Annotated in this window: 13 protein-coding genes and 1 other RNA gene; 4 read left to right on the forward strand and 10 right to left on the reverse strand. The window is 29.3% G+C overall.

The features are described from left to right. Positions 1–5: 5 nt before the first annotated feature. The 4 genes from MKD41_RS07370 to MKD41_RS07385 all read right to left on the reverse strand — a co-directional run bounded on the left by MKD41_RS07370 (position 6) and on the right by MKD41_RS07385 (position 3811). Positions 6–323: a metal-sulfur cluster assembly factor gene (locus MKD41_RS07370; protein ID WP_240244788.1), complete on the reverse strand. Its 318-nt coding sequence runs from the start codon at positions 321–323 to the stop codon at positions 6–8. Next, positions 316–1605, reverse strand: a complete 1290-nt coding sequence (locus tag MKD41_RS07375; protein ID WP_240244789.1) for a hypothetical protein — start codon at positions 1603–1605, stop codon at positions 316–318. The genes MKD41_RS07370 and MKD41_RS07375 overlap by 8 nt, the downstream gene beginning before the upstream one ends. After that, positions 1605–2390, reverse strand: a complete 786-nt coding sequence (locus MKD41_RS07380; RefSeq protein ID WP_240244790.1) for a DUF2249 domain-containing protein — start codon at positions 2388–2390, stop codon at positions 1605–1607. Before MKD41_RS07380 ends, MKD41_RS07375 begins: the two co-directional genes overlap by 1 nt. Before the next feature lie 65 nt (positions 2391–2455). After that, positions 2456–3811, reverse strand: a complete 1356-nt coding sequence (locus MKD41_RS07385; protein WP_240244791.1) for a UDP-N-acetylmuramate--L-alanine ligase — start codon at positions 3809–3811, stop codon at positions 2456–2458. Positions 3812–3918: 107 nt separating this feature from the next. Between MKD41_RS07385 and MKD41_RS07390 the strand changes: the two genes are divergently transcribed. Further along, positions 3919–10044, forward strand: a complete 6126-nt coding sequence (locus tag MKD41_RS07390) for an alpha-2-macroglobulin family protein (RefSeq protein WP_240244792.1) — start codon at positions 3919–3921, stop codon at positions 10042–10044. A 220-nt stretch (positions 10045–10264) separates the two neighbouring features. Here MKD41_RS07390 and MKD41_RS07395 read toward each other — a convergent pair whose 3' ends face one another. Both MKD41_RS07395 and MKD41_RS07400 read right to left on the reverse strand, forming a co-directional pair. Continuing rightward, the gene (locus tag MKD41_RS07395; protein ID WP_240244793.1) at positions 10265–11824 is read right to left on the reverse strand and encodes a beta-N-acetylhexosaminidase; all 1560 of its coding nucleotides are present in this window, start codon (positions 11822–11824) and stop codon (positions 10265–10267) included. 134 nt (positions 11825–11958) lie between these two features. Then, positions 11959–12408 (reverse strand): LEA type 2 family protein, encoded by a 450-nt coding sequence (locus tag MKD41_RS07400; RefSeq protein ID WP_240244794.1) that lies wholly within the window; start codon positions 12406–12408, stop codon positions 11959–11961. Between the two features lie 127 nt (positions 12409–12535). Between MKD41_RS07400 and kdsA the strand changes: the two genes are divergently transcribed. Beyond that, positions 12536–13354, forward strand: coding sequence for a 3-deoxy-8-phosphooctulonate synthase (kdsA, locus tag MKD41_RS07405; protein WP_240244795.1), 819 nt, complete (start codon positions 12536–12538; stop codon positions 13352–13354). An 89-nt stretch (positions 13355–13443) separates the two neighbouring features. On the opposite strand, the gene MKD41_RS07410 is transcribed toward kdsA, so the two are convergent. The 4 genes from MKD41_RS07410 to MKD41_RS07425 form a co-directional block, all read right to left on the reverse strand. Then, complete coding sequence (locus tag MKD41_RS07410; protein WP_240244796.1) at positions 13444–13821, reverse strand: DUF1801 domain-containing protein; 378 nt, start codon at positions 13819–13821, stop codon at positions 13444–13446. A gap of 65 nt (positions 13822–13886) precedes the next feature. Then, entirely contained in the window at positions 13887–16442 is a 2556-nt protein-coding gene (locus MKD41_RS07415; RefSeq protein ID WP_240244797.1) for an adenosylcobalamin-dependent ribonucleoside-diphosphate reductase, read from the reverse strand. A gap of 366 nt (positions 16443–16808) precedes the next feature. Next, positions 16809–17027, reverse strand: coding sequence for a DUF3820 family protein (locus tag MKD41_RS07420; protein ID WP_240244798.1), 219 nt, complete (start codon positions 17025–17027; stop codon positions 16809–16811). Further along, positions 17017–18219, reverse strand: a complete 1203-nt coding sequence (locus tag MKD41_RS07425) for an NAD(P)-dependent oxidoreductase (RefSeq protein WP_240244799.1) — start codon at positions 18217–18219, stop codon at positions 17017–17019. Before MKD41_RS07425 ends, MKD41_RS07420 begins: the two co-directional genes overlap by 11 nt. Before the next feature lie 123 nt (positions 18220–18342). On the opposite strand from MKD41_RS07425, the gene ssrA reads away from it, so the two are divergent. Together ssrA and MKD41_RS07435 are read left to right on the forward strand one after the other, a co-directional pair. Then, positions 18343–18736, forward strand: a transfer-messenger RNA (tmRNA) gene (ssrA, locus tag MKD41_RS07430). A gap of 378 nt (positions 18737–19114) precedes the next feature. Further along, positions 19115–20596, forward strand: a complete 1482-nt coding sequence (locus MKD41_RS07435; RefSeq protein ID WP_240244800.1) for a Na+/H+ antiporter NhaC family protein — start codon at positions 19115–19117, stop codon at positions 20594–20596. Positions 20597–20612: the final 16 nt, after the last annotated feature.

The following is a 20612-nucleotide window of genomic DNA, read 5'->3' on the forward strand; positions in this document are numbered from 1 at the left end:
TTATTTTAAAGCCCTAAAATTTGTTTTCCTTCTTCTGAAATATTAGCAGTTGTCCATTTTGGTTCAAAAACAACTTTTACATTGGTGTGAATTGAAGCGTGCTTTTGAGCAATTATTTCTTTAATATTGGTAATAATAGTTTCACCTAATGGACACGATGGCGTTGAGAATGTTAAATCAATATTTACCTCTGCTTCTCCATCGTAATTTAGTTCATAAATTAAACCTAAATCAACAATATTAATTTCAATTTCTGGATCCATTACATTTTTTAATAATTCTAAAAGTTCTAATTCAAATTCAGTAATTTCTTGTTTATTCATTTTCTATAGATTTAACTTTATGGGTAATCATTTTAAATATATTCACATTGTATAAAATAGCAACCAGCAATAAAGCATAGCTTCCTATTTTAATAAGCAGCAATTGATTTATTAAAAAGCCTACTACAAACATTCCAATAAACACAAAATAGAGAACAAATTGAATGCTCGCTATTTTTTCCGAATACAATTCTCTTGGCAACGGTGTTTTGGTTTTCCCTACTAGTTTTTTATACTTATTTAACCAAATAATAAATGGTAATGTTTTATAGGTTTGACCTAAAATTAAGGTTGTAATCAATCCAAAAATAATGGAGAAACCATAAAAAGTTATAATTCTATACATAAATTCAACTTCAAAAGAAGCATTTAAAACTATAAAACCAATTAAAATAAATGGTACAAATACAGCTGCAATTGCAAGCATAGAATACTGCATACCAACATCTAATTTTTTACGTAATCTCTTTTTGTATGAATCATAAATAAAGGAAACAAAAAACAAAACTCCACCAATAATTAAGACTGAAATTAAATAATCTAATTCACTCTTCTGAAATAAAAACCAATTTAGTACAGCTACTAATAATCCGCCATTTATTAAATAATAAGCATATTTTAATTTCTGTTCTTTTAACTCGTGTGAAATTAAAAACATTGGAATTAAGGTTGCTCCTACTCCAATAATTAATAATACAAACCAACCAATTAAACCAACGGTTGCGTGTATTTTTAAATAATGAAGATGAATTTCAGAAAGAAAATTAAACTTAAAATTTAGGGCAATTATAGTTCCAATTAATTCGGTTATTAATAACCATAAAACAGCTGTAATTACAAAGGTGGATTTTATGTTTTTTAAGGTTGCACTTTTATAAGTTAAACCAACATTTACCACAAACAATAACAACGATAAAAACATACAAACCGAAGCGTAAGGCAATAATGTTACGTATGATGCTATCCAAAATGAATACGATAAAAACAACACGCTAAACCCTGAAAACCAAAAGGTGACTTTTGCTAATTTTTCGCTGTACAAAGCGGTTTCAAAAACCACTGGAATTAGTTGATACAATGCTCCAAAAACAATCATAGAAGCCCAACCTAAAACAGCAATATGCGTTATAGCAATTAACTTTGTGTTAAAGTAAGCTTGTAACAAACTTTCATCAGCCATAATCAATAACACCGCTAGAATTAATAAACTAATTGCCCCAAAAATAAAATAAGGAACAACTACACTACTGTGCGGCGCATTATTTGTTTGTAAGCCATTCATTAGGCTTTTCTAATTAATAGTTGAATATTATTCTCGTCAATTTTATTGTAAAAAATATCGAAATTTCTTTCTTTTAATTCAGGTAATAAAAATTGAGGCACTTTTTTATGATCTACCACCAAACAAAAATCGTTAGGTAATGTTTCTAACTTTTCTAAAATGGTTGTCATTGGTTCTGGCATTTCTAAATGACGCACATCTACATAGTCCATTTTACCAATGTATGTTTTATAAATATCGTCAAAATTATTTTCAGTTGTACAAGTAGATTCAACTGTATGCAACGCCACCTCTTCCACTTTTTGAAAATAGGTGTGCACTAAATCGCCTTTTCTTTTAACTTCGGTACTAAATCCTTTAGATTTTAATACATTAATTAATGGAATAGGCTCAAATGAATTTATAATTTCTAACGTTTGATTTTTTTCTAACAGTTTAATCTTCTGCATTATTTCTTTAAAAGGATCTTTTCCTTCTGCTATAATAGCACGAACATCAAAACTTACCAAGTTTATTTTATTTATACTAATTTCCTTAGTTAAGTCAGTTTCTACAACATTGTTTTCAACTTGAAACCCAATCTCTTTTAATTTATTTAAAAATACTTCAATAGTAACACCTCCAATTTTAGCAGCATCTGCTATTGTAACTCGTGGCGCTAGAGCTCGACGCAATAAAGGGTTCTTTAATTTTTTGAAATGCGAATTTATTGATGCAATAGTATCTATAACATCTTTATTTTCTTTAATGAGTGTAGATATCTTAGTTTTTTGAGAAACCTTCATCTTATTTAGATTTTGTCTAAACAAAGATATAAAAATAAAAGACTCTTTTATCTTTTATTAAAAAGTTATTTCAATAATTCTTTTAATTTTTTAAAATCCAACCCACCATAATCACCTGAACTCATAAGTAATAATGCGGAATTTTCTAAATTTTGATTGAATAAATAAGATCTAAATTCTTCTGGTTTTGTATAAATAATTATGTCTTCTCGGTTAAATGCAGTTTTAATTTGTTTTGCAGAAACTTCTTTCATTTTTTTAATTTCAACAGCGTGTGGAGAATAAAACACAACTGCAACATCAGCTTTATCTAAAGCACCTTCATATTCTTTTAAAAATTCTGCGTTTAAACTACTATAGGTGTGCAGCTCCAAACAAGCAATAACTTTACGTTCTGCATACTGATTTTTAACAGCAGTTGTTGTGGCTTTCACTTTACTTGGTGAATGTGCAAAATCCTTAAAAACTACAGCATTATCATTTTCAGCTATTTTTTCTAAACGCTTACTTGCTCCTTTAAATGAAGCGATAGCTTCATAAAATTCGTCTTCTCCAACCCCCATATGTTGACAAATCCACTTTGCTCCTGCCATATTTTGCAAATTATGTTTTCCAAAAAACTCTAAAGGCATTTCTCCTTCAGCAGTTTCTATATAAGTTGTACCATTTACAATTTTAAAATCTGGAGTTTTATATGGGTATTTTTTAATTGGACTTTCAGAATTTTCTACTACTTTTTTTACCTCTACATCCTCTTCATTATAAACCATAATTCCACCATTAATTAGTGAATCTGTAAAAATAGAAAATTGCGCTACATAGTTTTCAAATGTTGGAAATACGTTAATATGATCCCAAGCAATACCGCTTAAAAGCGCAATATTTGGTTTGTATAAATGAAATTTAGGTCGCAAATCTATTGGAGAACTTAAATATTCGTCTCCTTCTAACACCATAAATTCATTTTCTGAAGTTAAATGCACCATAGTATCAAAACCTTCTAACTGCGCGCCAACCATATAATCAACTTCAATTTCATGATAATTTAACACGTGTAATATCATTGAAGTTATAGTAGTTTTACCATGAGAACCACCAATTACAACCCTTGTTTTATCTTTGCTCTGTTCATATAAAAATTCGGGATATGAATATATTTTAACACCTAATTCTTTAGCTTTCAACAACTCTGGATTGTCAGCTTTTGCGTGCATTCCTAAAACAATGGCATCTAAATCTTTAGTAATTTTTTCTGGAAACCAACCAAATTCTTTAGGTAATAACCCTTTTTTTTCTAAACGAGATTTTGAAGGTTCAAAAATAGTATCATCACTTCCAGTAATTTGGTATCCTTTTTGTAGTAAGGCAATAGCTAGGTTGTGCATAGCGCTTCCACCAATAGCAATAAAATGTAAATTCATACGTGTTTTTAATTAATGTGGTAAAAGTACAAATACGTAATTTAATTTTATAAATTTAATAGTTTCAATTAACAATTATTTTGCGTAATTGTATAAATAAATTCAATATGAAAAAATTCACTTTAATAATTATGTCGCTATTTTTATTTTCTAACAATACTAATGCTCAAAAAAGTTATAATAATTACGACAAACTTTGGCTTAAAGTGACTCAATTTGAAACTGATAAACTTCCAAAATCTGCTTTAAAAGTTGTTAATGAAATTTATACAAAAGCAAAAGAAGAAAATAACAGCCCACAAATTATAAAAGCTTTATTACACCAATCTAAATACGCTTTAACACTTGAAGAAGAGGCTCAATTAACTATTATAAATTCATTTAAAACGGAAATTAACTCAGCTAAATTTCCAACAAAAAATATATTAGAAAGTGTTTTGGCTAACTTATATTGGCAATATTTTCAACAAAATCGGTATAAATTTTACAACAGAACAAAAACAACTGAAAAGGTTGATTTTGTAGATTTTAGAACTTGGGATTTACAAACCATTTTTACAGAAATTCATACACATTTTCAAAATTCTTTACAAAACGGATTGGTAGCTCAACAAACAGATTTAAGTCAGTTTGATGAAATTTTAAACCTTCAAAAAGATTCAAAAAAGTTTAGACCAACTTTATTCGATTTTTTAAACCATAATGCCTTAAAATTTTACAAAACTTCTGAAACAGCTATTACACAAGCTAATTATAAATTCGAAATTGACGATGACAAGTATTTTAATAATAACAAAGCATTTTCTCTATTAGAATTAAAAGCAAAAGACAGTCTTTCTTTACAATTAAACGCATTAAAAATATATCAAAATATACTTGCTTTTCATACTAAAAGCGGTAATATAGATGCTTTAATTTCAGCAGATTTAGAACGTTTAAAATTTGTAAAAAAGCATGCTATAGTTAACCAAAAAGATGAACATTTTTTAGTAGCACTGCAACAATTAAAAAATGAATTTTCTTTAAACGAAACAGCAACATTAATCGATTTTGAAATTGCTACTATTTATGCCAATGAAGCTTCTAAATATAACGCAATAAGCAATACCAAAAATCAATTTAAAAATATTGAAGCCTTAAAAATATGTGAAATTGCAATTGAACGGTTTCCTGAAAGTATTGGTGCAAAAAATTGCAAGCAATTAAAACAACGAATTTTAAAAAGCAGTTTAGATATAACTACCGAAAAACATATTCCAATAGAAAAAAATAGTAAGGTTTTAGTAAATTATAAAAATATTGAAAACCTATATTTTACAATTTATACTATCTCAGAAAACCAACTTTCTAGTTTTAATAAAATCTATAATAACAACGAAAAAATAGCTTTTATCAAAAAACTAAATCCATTAAACTCTTTTCAACAAACCCTAAAAACAGAAAACGATTATCAGCAACATGCTACCGAAATTTCAATTCCACCTTTAAAAAATGGTCAATACCTAATTTATGCATCTACTGTTAAAAGCGTAAACGAAGAAAGTCTTTTTGCCACTACTACAATCCAGGTTACAAATCTTGCCTTAATTGAAAATCGCTTAAATAACAATTATACGTACCAAGTAGTTGATAGAAATAATGGAAAACCTATTGCTGGTGCAAAAGTGAACATAAAAAACTACAATACCGGACGTTATAACAACACTATTAATAAAAATTATACAACCGACAAAAATGGGCAATTGAGTTTTACTTCAAAAGATTCAAATAGAAATGTTGTAATTTATATTAAAACCGAGCATGATGAAGCTCGTTTTGGTGATTATTATTTTAGTAATTACAACTACACGGAGCCTAAAAACAATATAACAATAAAAACATTCTTATTTACTGATAGAAGTATTTATAGACCAAGCCAAACAGTTTATTTTAAAGGTATTTTTATTGAAAAAGACGATGATAAATCAACACCTTACACAGACGAGTTTGTAACAGCCTCACTATATAATGTAAATAATGAAAAAATAAGCGAACTAAATTTAAACACCAACGAATTTGGTGCTATTAGTGGTGAATTTATACTACCAACCAACGGACTTTTAGGACAATATTCTATTCGGTTAAATCAATTAGGATATACTTATCAACGCCATTATTTTTCTGTTGAAGAATACAAACGTCCAAAATTTGAAACCAATTTTAACCCAATTACCGAAACCTATAAAATTAACGATAGTGTTATAGTTACAGGAAATGCTATGGCGTATGCTGGTAGCACAATTTCCGAAGCAAAAGTTACCTATAGAGTTTATAGAAAAGTAATCTACCCAAGATGGTTTTATTGGTACAGACCGTATTTTACTCCTTCAGAACCACAAGAAATCACCTATGGAGAAACCAGAACAGATGCCGAAGGAAATTACAATATCACTTTTAAAGCTTTAGCAGACAAAAGCATTGATAAAGAAAATCTACCAATTTTTTATTATGAAGTAACTGCAGATGTTACCGATATAAATGGTGAAACCAGAAGTGCCTCTACAGTAGTAAAAGTAGGTTATCACGCATTAACTGCTGAAATTAATATAGACAGCTCAATTGATAAAAACAGTAAAGAAAACCTACTAAAAGTTGAAACTAAAAACTTAAACAATCAAACTGTTTCAGCTAAAGGAAATGTAAAAATATATAAACTACGAGCTCCAGAAAACGTTTTAAGAAAACGTGTTTGGACTACTCCAGATTATCAATTATATACTTTTGAAGAATTTAAAACTAAATTTCCAAATGAAGCTTTTTCAAATGAAGATAATGCAGCTAATTGGAAAAAAGGCAGCCTTGTTTTTAATACCAGTTTTAACACCGAAAACAGTCCAGAAATTGCACTTAATAAAATTAAAAATTGGGAATCTGGCAAATATATTATAGAGCTAGAAAGCAAAGATAAATTCGGACAATTGGTTACCGACAAGCAATTAATTACAGTATTTAGTGAAAATGATAAACAAGTTTCAGATAAACAATTATTTACTATTTCTTTAGATAAAAGTAGCTACAAACCTAACGAAACTGTGACTTTAAAAGTTGGATCAGCTTCAAAAGATTTAACAGTAACTATTGATATTGAAAAAGATCATAAAATAGTTGACACTCAAATAATTCATTTAAATAATGAAATTAAAGCACTAAAAATTCCTGTAACAACAGATGATTTAGGCGGATTTGCAATTCACTATAGTTTTACAAATTTTAACGCATTTGAAAACGGTACATTGCCAATTGTAGTTCCATATCCTGTAAAAGAATTAGAAATAGAAACACTTACATTTAGAGATAAATTACAACCTGGACAAACCGAAACTTGGAGTTTTAAACTAAAAGGAAACAAAGGAGAAAAAGTAGCAGCAGAATTATTAGCAAGTATGTATGATGCTTCTTTAGATCAATTTAAACCGCATAATTGGCAATTCTATCCAATTTCACACCCTGTTTACTATGCACAAACAAACAGAAGAGCACATCAAAGTTTTCAAACTTCTCGATTCAACATTAATAATTTAAATAATGTCTACAACGGACAAATACAACAACATTTTGATGCCTTAAACTGGTTTGGTTTACGCTTAAACAGAAACCAAATCCTAATTAGAGGTGTTAGCTCAATGCAAAAATTTAAAAGTGTTAATAACAACGTAGTTGCTTCAGATATGATTATGGCTGTAGAAGAAAATGAAGAAGATCTTGAGGAAGTTGTTACAGTTGCTTATGGAACAAAAAAAGATGAAAATGAAATTTTAGAAAATAAAAAAACAGACGTTTCAACAGTAAAAATTCGTACAAATTTTAACGAAACTGCTTTTTTCTACCCTCATCTAAAAACAGATAAAGATGGAACTATAAGTTTTAGTTTTACAATTCCAGAAGCATTAACACAATGGAAATTACAGTTACTGGCTCATACCAAAGAACTAGCAGCTTCAACCAAAACATTGACAACCGTAACTCAAAAAGAGTTGATGGTATTACCAAATCCACCTCGTTTTTTACGTGAAGGTGATGTTCTAGAATTTTCTAGTAAAATTTCAAATATTACGGATAAAAATCTAAACGGAGTTGCTGAATTAATTTTAACAGATGCAATCTCTGGAAAGGATATTTCAACAGAATTATTTAAAATCGGCACTTCAAACCAACAAAATTTTACAATTAATGCAAAAGGAAACTCAAATTTAAGCTGGAAACTTCATATTCCAGAAGACATTCAAGCTGTACAATATAAAATTGTAGCAAAAGCTGGAGATTTTTCTGACGGAGAACAAAATGTATTGCCGGTATTATCAAACAGAATGTTGGTTACCGAAACATTACCAATGTGGGTTCGCAGCAATCAAACAAAAACTTTTACGTTAGATAAATTAGTGAATAGCGCTTCGACTCCGCTCAGCGACCGAACATTAAAAAATCACAAATTAATGTTAGAAATCACATCAAATCCGGCTTGGTATGCAGTGCAAAGTTTACCGTATTTAATGGAATATCCGTATGAATGTGCTGAACAAACATTCTCGCGTTATTATTCTAATACACTAGCAAGTCATATTGCAAATTCAAATCCACAAATACAAAAAGTATTTAATTTATGGAAAACAAGCGATGCGTTGGTTTCTAATTTAGAGAAAAATGAAGAGTTGAAATCTATTATTATTCAAGAAACTCCTTGGTTACGTGATGCACAAAGTGAAACCGAACAAAAAAAACGTATTGCTTTATTGTTCGATTTAAATAAAATGAAAAACGAACAAGAAATCGCACTCAATAAATTAAAACAATTGCAATTCTCTAACGGTGGTTTTCCTTGGTTTAAAGGAAGTGATTATCCTAATAGATATATTACGCAGCACATTGCTTCTAGTTATGGACATTTAAAACAATTAAATATTGTTGAAACTTCTGAAACTGATAAAATGATTGTTAAGGCTGTTGAATTTTTAGATGATGAGATTTTAGAAGATTATAACAAACTTTTGTCAGAAGCTAAAAAAATTAGAGAAAAAGAAAAAACAACAACAAAAGGTATAAAAGCTGAGCAAGAATATTTAGCTAAAAACCATTTAGGGCACACACAATTACATTATTTGTATATGCGTAGTTTTTATAGTGAAATTAAAATTCCTACAAAAGTTCAAACGGCAGTAGATTATTACACAAATCAATCTGCTACATATTGGACAAACTTCAACTTATATTCAAAAGGGATGATTGCTTTGATTCAGCATAGAAATGAGAATTCTAAAATTACTTCTGAAATAATAAAATCGTTAAAAGAAAACAGTATTACTTCTGAAGAATTAGGAATGTATTGGAAAAAAAATACACCAAGTTGGTTCTGGTATCAATCACCTATTGAAACACAAGCCTTACTAATTGAAGTGTTTTCTGAAATAGAAAATGACATAAAAATTGTTGATGAATTAAAAATTTGGCTACTTAAAAACAAACAAACCAATAGTTGGAAAACCACCAAAGCAACTACTGAAGCTGTGTATGCATTATTATTACAAGGAAGCGATTGGCTATCTATTAATGAATCTGTTGAAGTAACAGTAGGAAACAAAAAAATTGAACCTTCAAAATTAGAAAACGTAAAAGTTGAAGCTGGAACAGGTTATTTTAAAACTTCGTGGAGTGGCAATGAAATTACTTCAGAAATGGGAGAAGTAACGCTTTCTAAAAAAGACGAAGGCATTGCTTGGGGCGGTTTGTATTGGCAATATTTTGAAGATTTAAATAAAATAACTTCAGCAGAAACTCCTTTAAAATTGAGTAAAAAATTATTCTTGAAATCGAATACTGATACAGGAAAAGAGTTAACAGAAATTACTGAAACTTCTAACTTAAAATTAGGTGATTTAATTACAGTTCGCATTGAATTAAAAGTTGATAGACCAATGGAATTTGTACATATGAAAGATATGCGAGCAAGTGGTTTAGAACCTATAAATGTAATCTCTAGCTACAAATGGCAAGATGGTTTAGGTTATTACGAAAGCACAAAAGATGCATCAACTAACTTTTTTATGGAGCGTTTACCAAAAGGTGTGTATGTTTTTGAATACGATTTACGCGTAAACAATGCAGGAAACTTCAGCAACGGAATTACAACCATACAAAGTATGTATGCTCCAGAATTTAGCAGCCATAGTGAAGGAGTTAGAATAAAAATTGGAGATTAGCTGATGGTTGATGGTAAAATAATAATTTAGTTAACCTAAGCTTCGACTCCGCTCAGTAACTGATCACTAAGCGGAGTCGAAGTGTTATTTAAAATTGGTTGTCAGGTTGAGCTTGTCGAAATCCATTGTTATTTTGCAACAAATTGTTATATTTCGACAAGCTCAATATAACCTCTGCATTTATTTTTTATAGAGTTCTTCTTATAATTCAACTAAATTATTATTCAGAAAGAAGTTTAGAATCGTAATAATTAACATCCATAAGTTTTAATCTTTTAGTATGTTTTATTAAACGCTCTTTATAGTCTTCCCAATTTCTTAAAGAAGTTGGTGTCCAACCGATTTCAGAATGACCAATAATTCTAGGAAATACCATATATTCAATATCATCCATTGTTGTTATTGTCTCAGTCCATAAAGGAGATTCTATACCTAAAATATTTTCTTTTTTAACACCCTTAATAAAAGTATCTGGAGTCCATAAATAAGCGCTATCCAATTCTATATAACCAGCCCAATTTAAACCTATATTAGTTAAAGAATCGTACTTCATATCCAAATAAGTTTTTGTTGAAGGTGATACTATTACTTTTGAATTTTGAGCAACTCCTTTTTTAGCATTTTCTTCTTTTGCCCAAAATTGAACAATAGCCTCATTTTTAAGATCTGCATGTGCTATTTCATCCCAACCAATTACTGTTTTATTATAAGAGTTAACAATATCTTGAACTCTATTAATAAAAGGTATATAATCTTCCATATCTGTAACATGAGATTCATCTCCACCAATATGAATATATGGGCCAGGTGTTAATGCTACTAATTCTTTAACCACATCATCAATAAATTTATATGTAATTTCTTTACTTGTACATAAGGTGCTAAAACCAACTTTTATTCCTGTATATAATTCTGGAGATTTACCGTCACAATTTAATTCTGGATACGATGCCAATGCTGCATTTGTATGCCCTGGCATATCAATTTCTGGAATTACAGTAATATAGTTAGCTGCTGCATATGCCACAATTTCTTTATACTGTTCTTGTGTATAAAAGCCTCCTTCGCCTCCACCAACTTCAGTAGACCCACCAATTGTTGTAAGTTTTGGCCACGATTTAATTTCAATTCTCCAACCTTGATCATCAGATAAATGCAGGTGAAGTATATTAATTTTATAAGCTGCAAGTAAATCTATGTAACGTTTTACATCTTCAACACCAAAAAAGTGACGTGCAACATCTAACATTGCACCTCTATATGCGTACTCTGGATAATCTTCAATTTCTCCAGATGCAATAAACCACTGTTTTTCTTGTTTTTGTGTAGATTCTATTTCATCTGATAAAAGCTGACGCAACGTTTGAATTGCCCTAAAAACACCTTCTACAGTAACAGATTCTATAACAATATTTTTTTCAGAAATCGTTAATTTATAACCTTCACTCCCAAATTTAGTATCTAAATCACTTATTTTTAAATAAATGCTATTCGATTTTGAAGTCTCGGATCCGGTTTCTACCGCTAAATTAAAACCTGTAGCAGGATTTAATATTGAAACTAACGAATTCCCTATTCCTAATAATTCTTCTGAATCATTAGTTACAAAAATTTTAGTTTTAGCATTTAATTCAAAAGAACTTCCTGTTTCAGATACTGAAACTGGTTTTGGAAACAATACAGCTTCCGAAAGATTTAATTGTGGATTACCTGAACATGAAGTGATTAAAATTATTGAAAAGAAAAAGAATACTTGGTTAAATAGTTTAATATGCATCATAAAAAAATATAAATTAAATGACTGATTAAATTACAAATTTTTAAATAATTATCAATCCATTTTTTAAAATATTTTTTTTGAAGATACTTTTAAAATTCAAAAACTAAAATCTTATTATTAAAAATAAAAAAGCACTACTTAATTTTTATATTCTCAACCTCATCAATAGTATAAGATTCTGAAAAACCAAAAATTGTATATTTAATTTCGCCTTTATATTTTACTTCAATTTTTTTACTAAAAATACTACCAATTAAACCGCTAATATTCTTATTTGAAAAAATACTATCTGTAGGAATATTTACTTTTAACGGTATTGTAAATTCCTTTTTGGCTGGTACATCAAAATTTTCTGTTGCTATAGTTGCCATTTGATTACCATTTACAAAAACTTTAATTTCATCAGTTTTTAATTTACCACTAATATCATTTGGATTTTTAAACATAGCATCACCTTTTAAAGTAATATATGTTTTTGTAGATGCTGCAACTTTTATATTTGAAACACCTATAAATTCAGGCGCTTCCTTTACCGTACAACTATACAAACAACATAAAAGTACAAACACAAATATTTTCTTCATTATTTTTAATTTCTAAATCGCTGGTAAATTAAGAATAATTTATTTTTTAAAATTACCTTTTATTCAATTTAAATTTTTAACACTTAAACTTTTCAAAGTTATTCTATCTTTGCAAAAAAACATTAAAATGGACTTAAACCTAATTCCTAACATAAAACATACAACTAGTAATAACTTTTTTTTACTAGCAGGACCTTGTGCAATTGAGGGTCAAGAAATGGCGCTTCGTATTGCAGAACATATTTTAAAAGTTACAGACAAACTACAAATTCCATTTATTTTTAAAGGAAGTTTTAAAAAAGCAAATAGAAGTAGAATTGATAGTTTTACTGGAATTGGTGATGAAAAAGCTTTAAAAATATTACAAAAAGTTTCAGATACTTTTAATGTTCCAACTGTTACCGATATTCATACAAATGAAGATGCTGCAATGGCGGCTGAATATGTTGATGTATTGCAAATTCCTGCTTTTTTAGTGCGACAAACAGATTTAGTAGTAGCTGCTGCTAAAACGGGTAAAGTTGTAAACTTAAAAAAAGGTCAGTTTATGAGTCCTTCTGCTATGAAACATGCCGTTCAAAAAGTTAAAGATAGCGGAAACGAAAAAGCTTGGATAACTGACAGAGGAACTATGTTTGGTTACCAAGATATGATTGTTGATTTTAGAGGAATTCCTGAAATGCAACAATTTGCACCTACTGTTTTAGATGTTACACATTCTTTACAACAACCTAACCAAACAAGTGGTGTTACTGGCGGAAGACCAGATATGATTGAAACCATTGCCAGAGCTGGAATTGCAGTTGGTGTTGATGGCTTATTTTTAGAAACCCATTTCGACCCTAAAAATGCAAAAAGCGATGGCGCTAATATGTTAGATTTACAATATTTAGAAAGTTTGTTAAGTAACTTAGTAGCTATTAGAAAAACTATAAATAGTCTTTAATATTAAATATTTAACAAAATTTATTTCAGAATCTTATTAAATACAATTATTATAAGATTTTGAAATAAATTTAGGATTAGGGATATTTTTTAAATAAACCATGCTTTTTTACTATTTTCAACTGAAATAATTGCATCCTTTAAAAGCTGAGAAAACATTAACTCATCAAAATTATCTAAAGATTTTACTTGAAGCGAACGTACTTGCTTTCTATTATTGTAGTTTTTTAATTCTGGGTATTTTTCTTCTAAAATAATACCATGTACAAAAGCAACATCAACAAAATTGGTTCCTTTTAGCACATTTAAATACAATACTGGCTTTTTATCAATACAAAAAAAAGGAATTTTAAAACTATATTTCTCTTCAATTTGAGGCGCTACTTTTACTATTACACCTCGTAAATAAAGCATAATTGATTGATAAGGCTCAACCTGATTGTAAAAATATTCGTCTATAGGATTCATAAAAAAACACCAACTATATATTAAATTTTGTTGGTGTTTTAATTGTTTAATATTAATTTAAATTCTTATCCACATTTAGAATGTCCACAACTTTTACATTTTAAACAACCTTCTTCATAAATTAAACCTTCTGGATCTCCACATTCAGGACATTTTCTATCAACTGCTTGTGTACCATCTTCAACAAATTGTTTTAATGTACGAGCAATACCGTTTTTCCAAGTATTAATATTATCGTCGTACATATTTAAGTTATTAATTAAATCAACTACATAAGGAATTGGCATTCCGTGACGTAAAACACCAGAAATTAATTTGGCATAATTCCAATATTCTTTATCAAAAGTACGCGATAATCCTTCCATTGTAACCTTATAACCTTGTCTATCTTCAAATTGGAAATCGTATCGAGAACCTCCTTTTTTATCTTTATTTTTAATAACCCAACCTTCTTCTAACCAAGTTGGTAATAAAAATGCATCTTCTAACTTACCTGTAAATACTTCATAAGGTCTGTTATCTATTAATCCAACAACTGCAACCCATTTATCGTAATCATTTTGAAAACGAACTACTTTAGCTTTAATTTTTTTAGGTCGCTTTGGGAAAATAGTATTGGCATAGCATTCAGCATCTTTCTTTTCTTTTTTAGCATCGCTTGATACTAAAATTCCGCTTCTAGAACCATCTCTATATACCGTTATTCCTTTTAAACCTTTTTTCCAAGATTCTATATAAATATTTCCAACTAAATCTACTGGAACATCGCTGGCTAAATTAATTGTAGAACTTATTGAATGTGTAGTATATTTTTGAACTAAAGCTTGCATTTCAACACGTTTTTCCCAGTCAATTTCTGGAGCTGTTGCACCGGCATACGGACTTTTTTTAATATCTGTTTCGCCTGTTACTTCCATCCATTGTTTTAATTTACCATGGTACACTTCAAATTCTTCAAAAGCATCACCCATATCATCTACATAAGCAATTTTTGCATTTGCATCGCCTTCATTTACTTTTCTTCTACGTTTGTATGACAATAAAAATACTGGCTCAATTCCTGAAGATGTTTGAGCTAACATACTTAAACTTCCTGTTGGAGCAACAGTACTAATAGAAATATTACGTCTTCCATATTTCATCATTCTTTCATAAACATCAGGAAATTCAGCCTCCATCATTTGTACAAACTCAGAAAATTTTTCTATTTCTGGACTAAACACTTCAAATTTACCACGCGTAATAGCCATATCTATACTACTATCAAACTCACCTCTAAGTTTAGTTTTCATAATTTCATCAACAACAGCAATCGCTTCATCGGTATCAAACTTTTTACCCAACGCAGCCATACAATCTGCCAAAGCTGTAAAACCTAAACCAGTCCTTCTTCCTTTTTTACCAGTTTTATACAACAATTTCCAAGTATCAATTTCTACTTGCTTAATTTCATTTGGTTCTTTATCGTGCATTATTTTGTTGAAAATCTTATCAACTGCTTCCAATTCTAAATCAACCAAATCATCCATTAATCGTTGCGATTCATAAGTAACTTTATAGAATTTTTCAAAATCGAATGAAGCCTCTTTTGTAAATGGTTTATCAACAAAACTATATAAATTAAGTGCAATTAACCTACAACTATCTCCACCTTGCATTGCAATTTCTGAACAAGGATTTGTTGAACTATTTTTAAATCCAGGATACATTGAAGATGTTGAATAATAATGTTGACGATCCCAAAAAATTAAACCTGGTTCTGCTGTATTGTGTGCTGATTTAATTATAGTATTCCACAATTCTTTAGCTTTAATTGTTTTTGTATATTTTGGTGTTTTACTATCTATTGGCCAACGCAATGTAAATTCTTCGTCTTTTACAACTGCTACCATAAATTCATCAGACAACCTTAAAGAAATATTTGCACCTGTAATTTTAGATAAATCTTGTTTTATAGTAACAAATTCTTCAATATCTGGATGTGCAATATCCATAGTTAACATTAATGCACCTCTTCTACCATTTTGAGCAACTTCTCTTGTAGTGTTTGAAAAACGATCCATAAATGAAACCGCTCCAGTTGTTGTACCTGCAGAGTTTGATACTTGAGCACCTCTTGGTCTTAAATTTGATAAATCTACACCTACTCCACATCTGCGTTTAAATAATTGTGCCAATTGTTGATCGGTATAAAAAATCCCACCATAAGAATCATACACCGGAGGTACCACCACACAATTTGAAAGTGATGCAATTACATTTTTATTTCCTAAAGAAGACATTACACTTCCTTGTGGAATTATATATTTAAAATCTTTAAATAATTCGAAAACTGCGTCTTCAGACAAAAATTCTCGGGTTTTACCGTATTCAGAAAGTCCTTCTTTAGTTTTTTCAGTTTCTAAATATTTTTTTTCAATTCGTCCAAATTCAGCTGCCATTCTTTTGTGCATTTCGATTGGAGAAGCTTCTAAGTATTCGCCTTTTTTATTTTTTACCGCATACTTGTTCATCCAAGTAGTGGCTGCTAGCTCATCATTATTAAAATAAGATAAACAATTATCTAACACCTCTTTATAAGCATATACTTTCGGAAAAACCAACTCTTCTGTCATTTTCATTTTTTTAATTATTATACTTTTTTCAAAAAATAAAATTAATTCAATATTTAAAACTATTTCATCTTTTATTGAATTAGTTAATAACATTATATTGTTGAAAAGTTAATTTTTTTTATTGTAAAATGGGTTTTATTTTCCTTTAAAATTGAAAATAAGTAGTTTTATAAAAAAGAGCTGTATATAAATTTTAGTTGTAAAAAAAGCACCACTAAATACCTCTAAAAAAAATTGAAAACCTATATTTTATCACTTTGGAAGTTAAGATAAATGAAGATTTATTTTTTAGAATTTAAAGTAAAATTTAAATATAAAAATAGTCAAATTTTAAAGAAACGGATTGTTTTTATTAAACAAAATTCATGTTTTTTAAATTTTTAATTTTCTAACCAAATCTTCCAATCCATTTAATTTTAATTCATAAACTAAGCGCAACTGATCACCTAATTTTCCTTTTGGAAACCCTTTATTATTATACCAAACTATATAATGTTCAGGAAGATCTATTAAATATCTGCCTTTAAATTTTCCGAAAGGCATCATAGTATTTGCCAATTTTTCCAATTCGTGCTGTTGATTATTCCCCATCAACAAAATCTTGCAAATAATTAAAACGTTCCGTTAATTTTCCATTTTGAGTCATTCTAGCTCTTTCTAAAACACCATGATTATCGTTATTAAAAAATGCTGGTATTACATATTTTGAAAAACTTTCACCAAAACCTTCTGAAGCATCTTTAGGCAGCTCACAAGGTAAGTTATCAACTGCCATAACTGCAATTGCATTTTCATCTTTAAAATCAACTTCTTTTTCTGTTATAGGATTGTAACCATAAATTGGATCAGCAATTGTTGAAGGACGAATGGTTGATGCTACAGGACCATCAATATCACAACTAATATCTGCCACAACTTTTATATTGAATGCTTTATCTTTAGCATCTTCACGTGTATAAATATAAGGCGAACCATTTCCAAAAAAATGACAAGCAATGTACATATCTGCAACTTTTGCAAAACGCATAAAATTACTTTCGTACACAGATGGATTGTCAAAAAAATCTTGTTGATTTTTTGTTTGTCCATCTTTTCGTTTATTATAATCTAACACATCTATTTGAACAAATACTGGTTCAGAAAAGGTTTCATTTAAAAATTCTTTTACAGAAACTTCTCGCATACGCATACCCTTTAGCATTTCTTTTGCTCCATTTCCTACTCTACCTTTACCTGTTAAAACCACTTTAATATTAGGTAATTTAATTTTTTTTAGTTCGTGAATAAGCATTAATTGATCATGTAGGTTTTCAGCCTTAGGTAATTGAAATGTGTTATATTTTAAACCGTAAGTTCTAAATCCATTGTATGCCCCCACAATTCCAGCATACCTTCCAAAGGCAACTAAACGCATTTCTTTTTCATTTACAATCACTTCGTGGTCGTGCATTTCAATATTATTTGCCAAAATGGCTTGCAATAATTTTCTATTATAGGGTTGTTTTTTTATGGTATGAGAAAAGAAAAAATACTTTTTATTAGGAATTAAATGTTCTATTGGAACTTCTTTTACACCTAACAAAACATCACAATCCGAAACATCATCCACCACGCTAATACCCTGATTTACATAATCTTCATCGGTAAAAAAACGATTATCAGAACTTTCAACTTTTATAGAAAGTTTAGGGTATTTTTTTAACAATCGCTTACACTGTTTTGGTGCTAAAACTACGCGTCTGTCTGGCGGATTTTTACGTTCTTTTATAATTCCTAATTTCATAGTGTTAAATGGTATAAATATTGCTACTAAGATATTGTGAATTAAAGGAACTCACAAATAATTAATTTGATAGATTTTTTATACATTTGCGTTCCTTTAATGGAATTTGATCTTTGACTTATTGGGGACGACTGGTTTTGACTGCAAGGTCAATTAAACTAGAAGCATGTCGAGTAATGAAATAGCACTCGTAAATCTCAATTTCAATACTTTAAACGGCGAAGATAACTACGCTTTAGCTGCTTAATCCGAATTATAGTAGGATGAGCCTCGGCACACAAGGTGTGCAAGCTAAATGTCTCTTGAAAGCCTTGGTTAGCGGCGGTCAGCTAAGAGACATCGTAAAAGTTAACATAGATTTGCTATTGTTTCGCTAGCATTTTGAAACTAAAGAAACTAAGCCTAACGTAAATTGTTTTCGGTTAGCATTAGGACTAAAATTAAAAGAAAACTAAACATGTAGAAACTACTTTGGTTGCTTGTTTGGACCCGGGTTCGATTCCCGGCGTCTCCACTATTTTTATTTTAAAAAATTAATAATAAGCAAATTACCATTTTTACTTCTCAAAATTTTATACACTTTTATATTTTTAAATTACTTAAAGCTAGTTATAATAAGGCAAACACTCCTATTTCTTTTACATTTATTTTTATTAGATTTCATAAAAATATTACCTCACTAATAACACTACTTCTTTTATATTCTTCATTAAATAAACCATTAACAAAAAAAAACCACATAATAAACATACTATTATCTGTAATTAACACTATAAATTTTTATTAAATCTGAAAAAATAGTTCAGAATTTGCTCTAAAATTTATTCAAATAAATTAGTTTAAGTATATTCACGTTTTCCTACTTTTTGGAACAAATTATTTACACTAAAAACCAATGGATAATTACGGATTTCTATCAATTTTACCACCTATAATTGCAATTATACTTGCATTAAGAACAAAGCAAGTTTACGTTGCGTTACTTTTTGGAATATGGTCTTCATGGCTTATTATGAACGACTGGAATTTTATAAAAGGTACTATTGCGGCAATTGAAGGTATGGTTAACGTATTTAAATCTGAAGGAAATACCAGAACCATTATGTTTAGTGCACTAGTTGGAGCACTTTTACTATTTATTCAATACTCTAGAGGAGTTGAAGGTTTTGTAAATAAAATTAATATCCTAATTAATTATTTTGAAAAAAAACAAAGTGGTTACAGTAGAATTATTGTTCAAATTTTAGCCTTACTTACTGGTATTATTCTTTTTGTTGAAACCAGCATTAGCTCTTTAACCGTAGGTACACTTTACAGGCCAATTTTTGATAAATTGAAGATTCCAAGAGAAAAATTAGCTTATATAGCCGATTCTAGTTCTGCTCCTTCTTCAATTATAATACCTTTTAATGCTTGGGGAGCTTTTATTATGGGTTTATTAATTACACAAGGTATAGACAATCCGTTTTCTATGCTTATATCTTCAATTAAGTATAATTTTTATCCGTTTATAGCTATTGCAATAGTGATAATTATAATAATTTCTAAAAAAGATTTTGGTCCTATGGCCAAGGCTGAAAAAAGAACTAAAGAAACAGGAAAGGTTTTAAATGAAAATTCTAAGCCTATGATTTCTGAAACAATAACTTCATACAAACCAAAAGAAGGCATTAAAGCAAAAGCTTACAATATGATTATTCCACTATTTACTATGGTAGTAATGATGCCTCTAAACCTAGCTTATACCGGTTGGAATAATGTCGAAGAATACACTTCATTTTTTGACCATTTATCACAAGCTATTGGACAAGGTTCTGGATCATCATCTGTGTTATATGCTGTTATTACTGCCATACTAGTTGCTATGGTTTTATATAAAATACAAGGCATAATGAAGGTTGATGAAATGGTAGATTTAACATTAAAAGGTGTTAGTGAGTTAATGCCACTTGCCTTATTAATGCTTTTTGCTTTTGCCATAAGCGACGCTTGTAATCAATTAGGAACTGGACAATTTATAGCTAATTGGTCTAAAGAATGGCTATCTCCAGAATTTTTACCTGCAATTGTTTTCCTTATAAGTTCTTTTATTGCTTTTTCTACAGGAACTTCTTGGGGTACTTTTGCTATTATGATTGCCATTGCAATTCCAATGGCGAATATTCATGAAGCAAACGTAGGTCTTGTTATTGCTGCTACTTTAGGAGGTGGTGTTTTTGGAGATCATTGTTCTCCAATTTCCGACACCACAATTATTTCTTCTATGTCATCTGCAACAGACCATATAGACCATGTTAAAACACAATTACCTTATGCTTTAATTGGAGGTATGATTACCACCTTATTATACCTAATTATGGGTATATACTTTAGTTAAAAATAACTATTTTATT

This window comes from Lutibacter sp. A64, assembly GCF_022429565.1.
Taxonomy (GTDB): domain Bacteria; phylum Bacteroidota; class Bacteroidia; order Flavobacteriales; family Flavobacteriaceae; genus Lutibacter.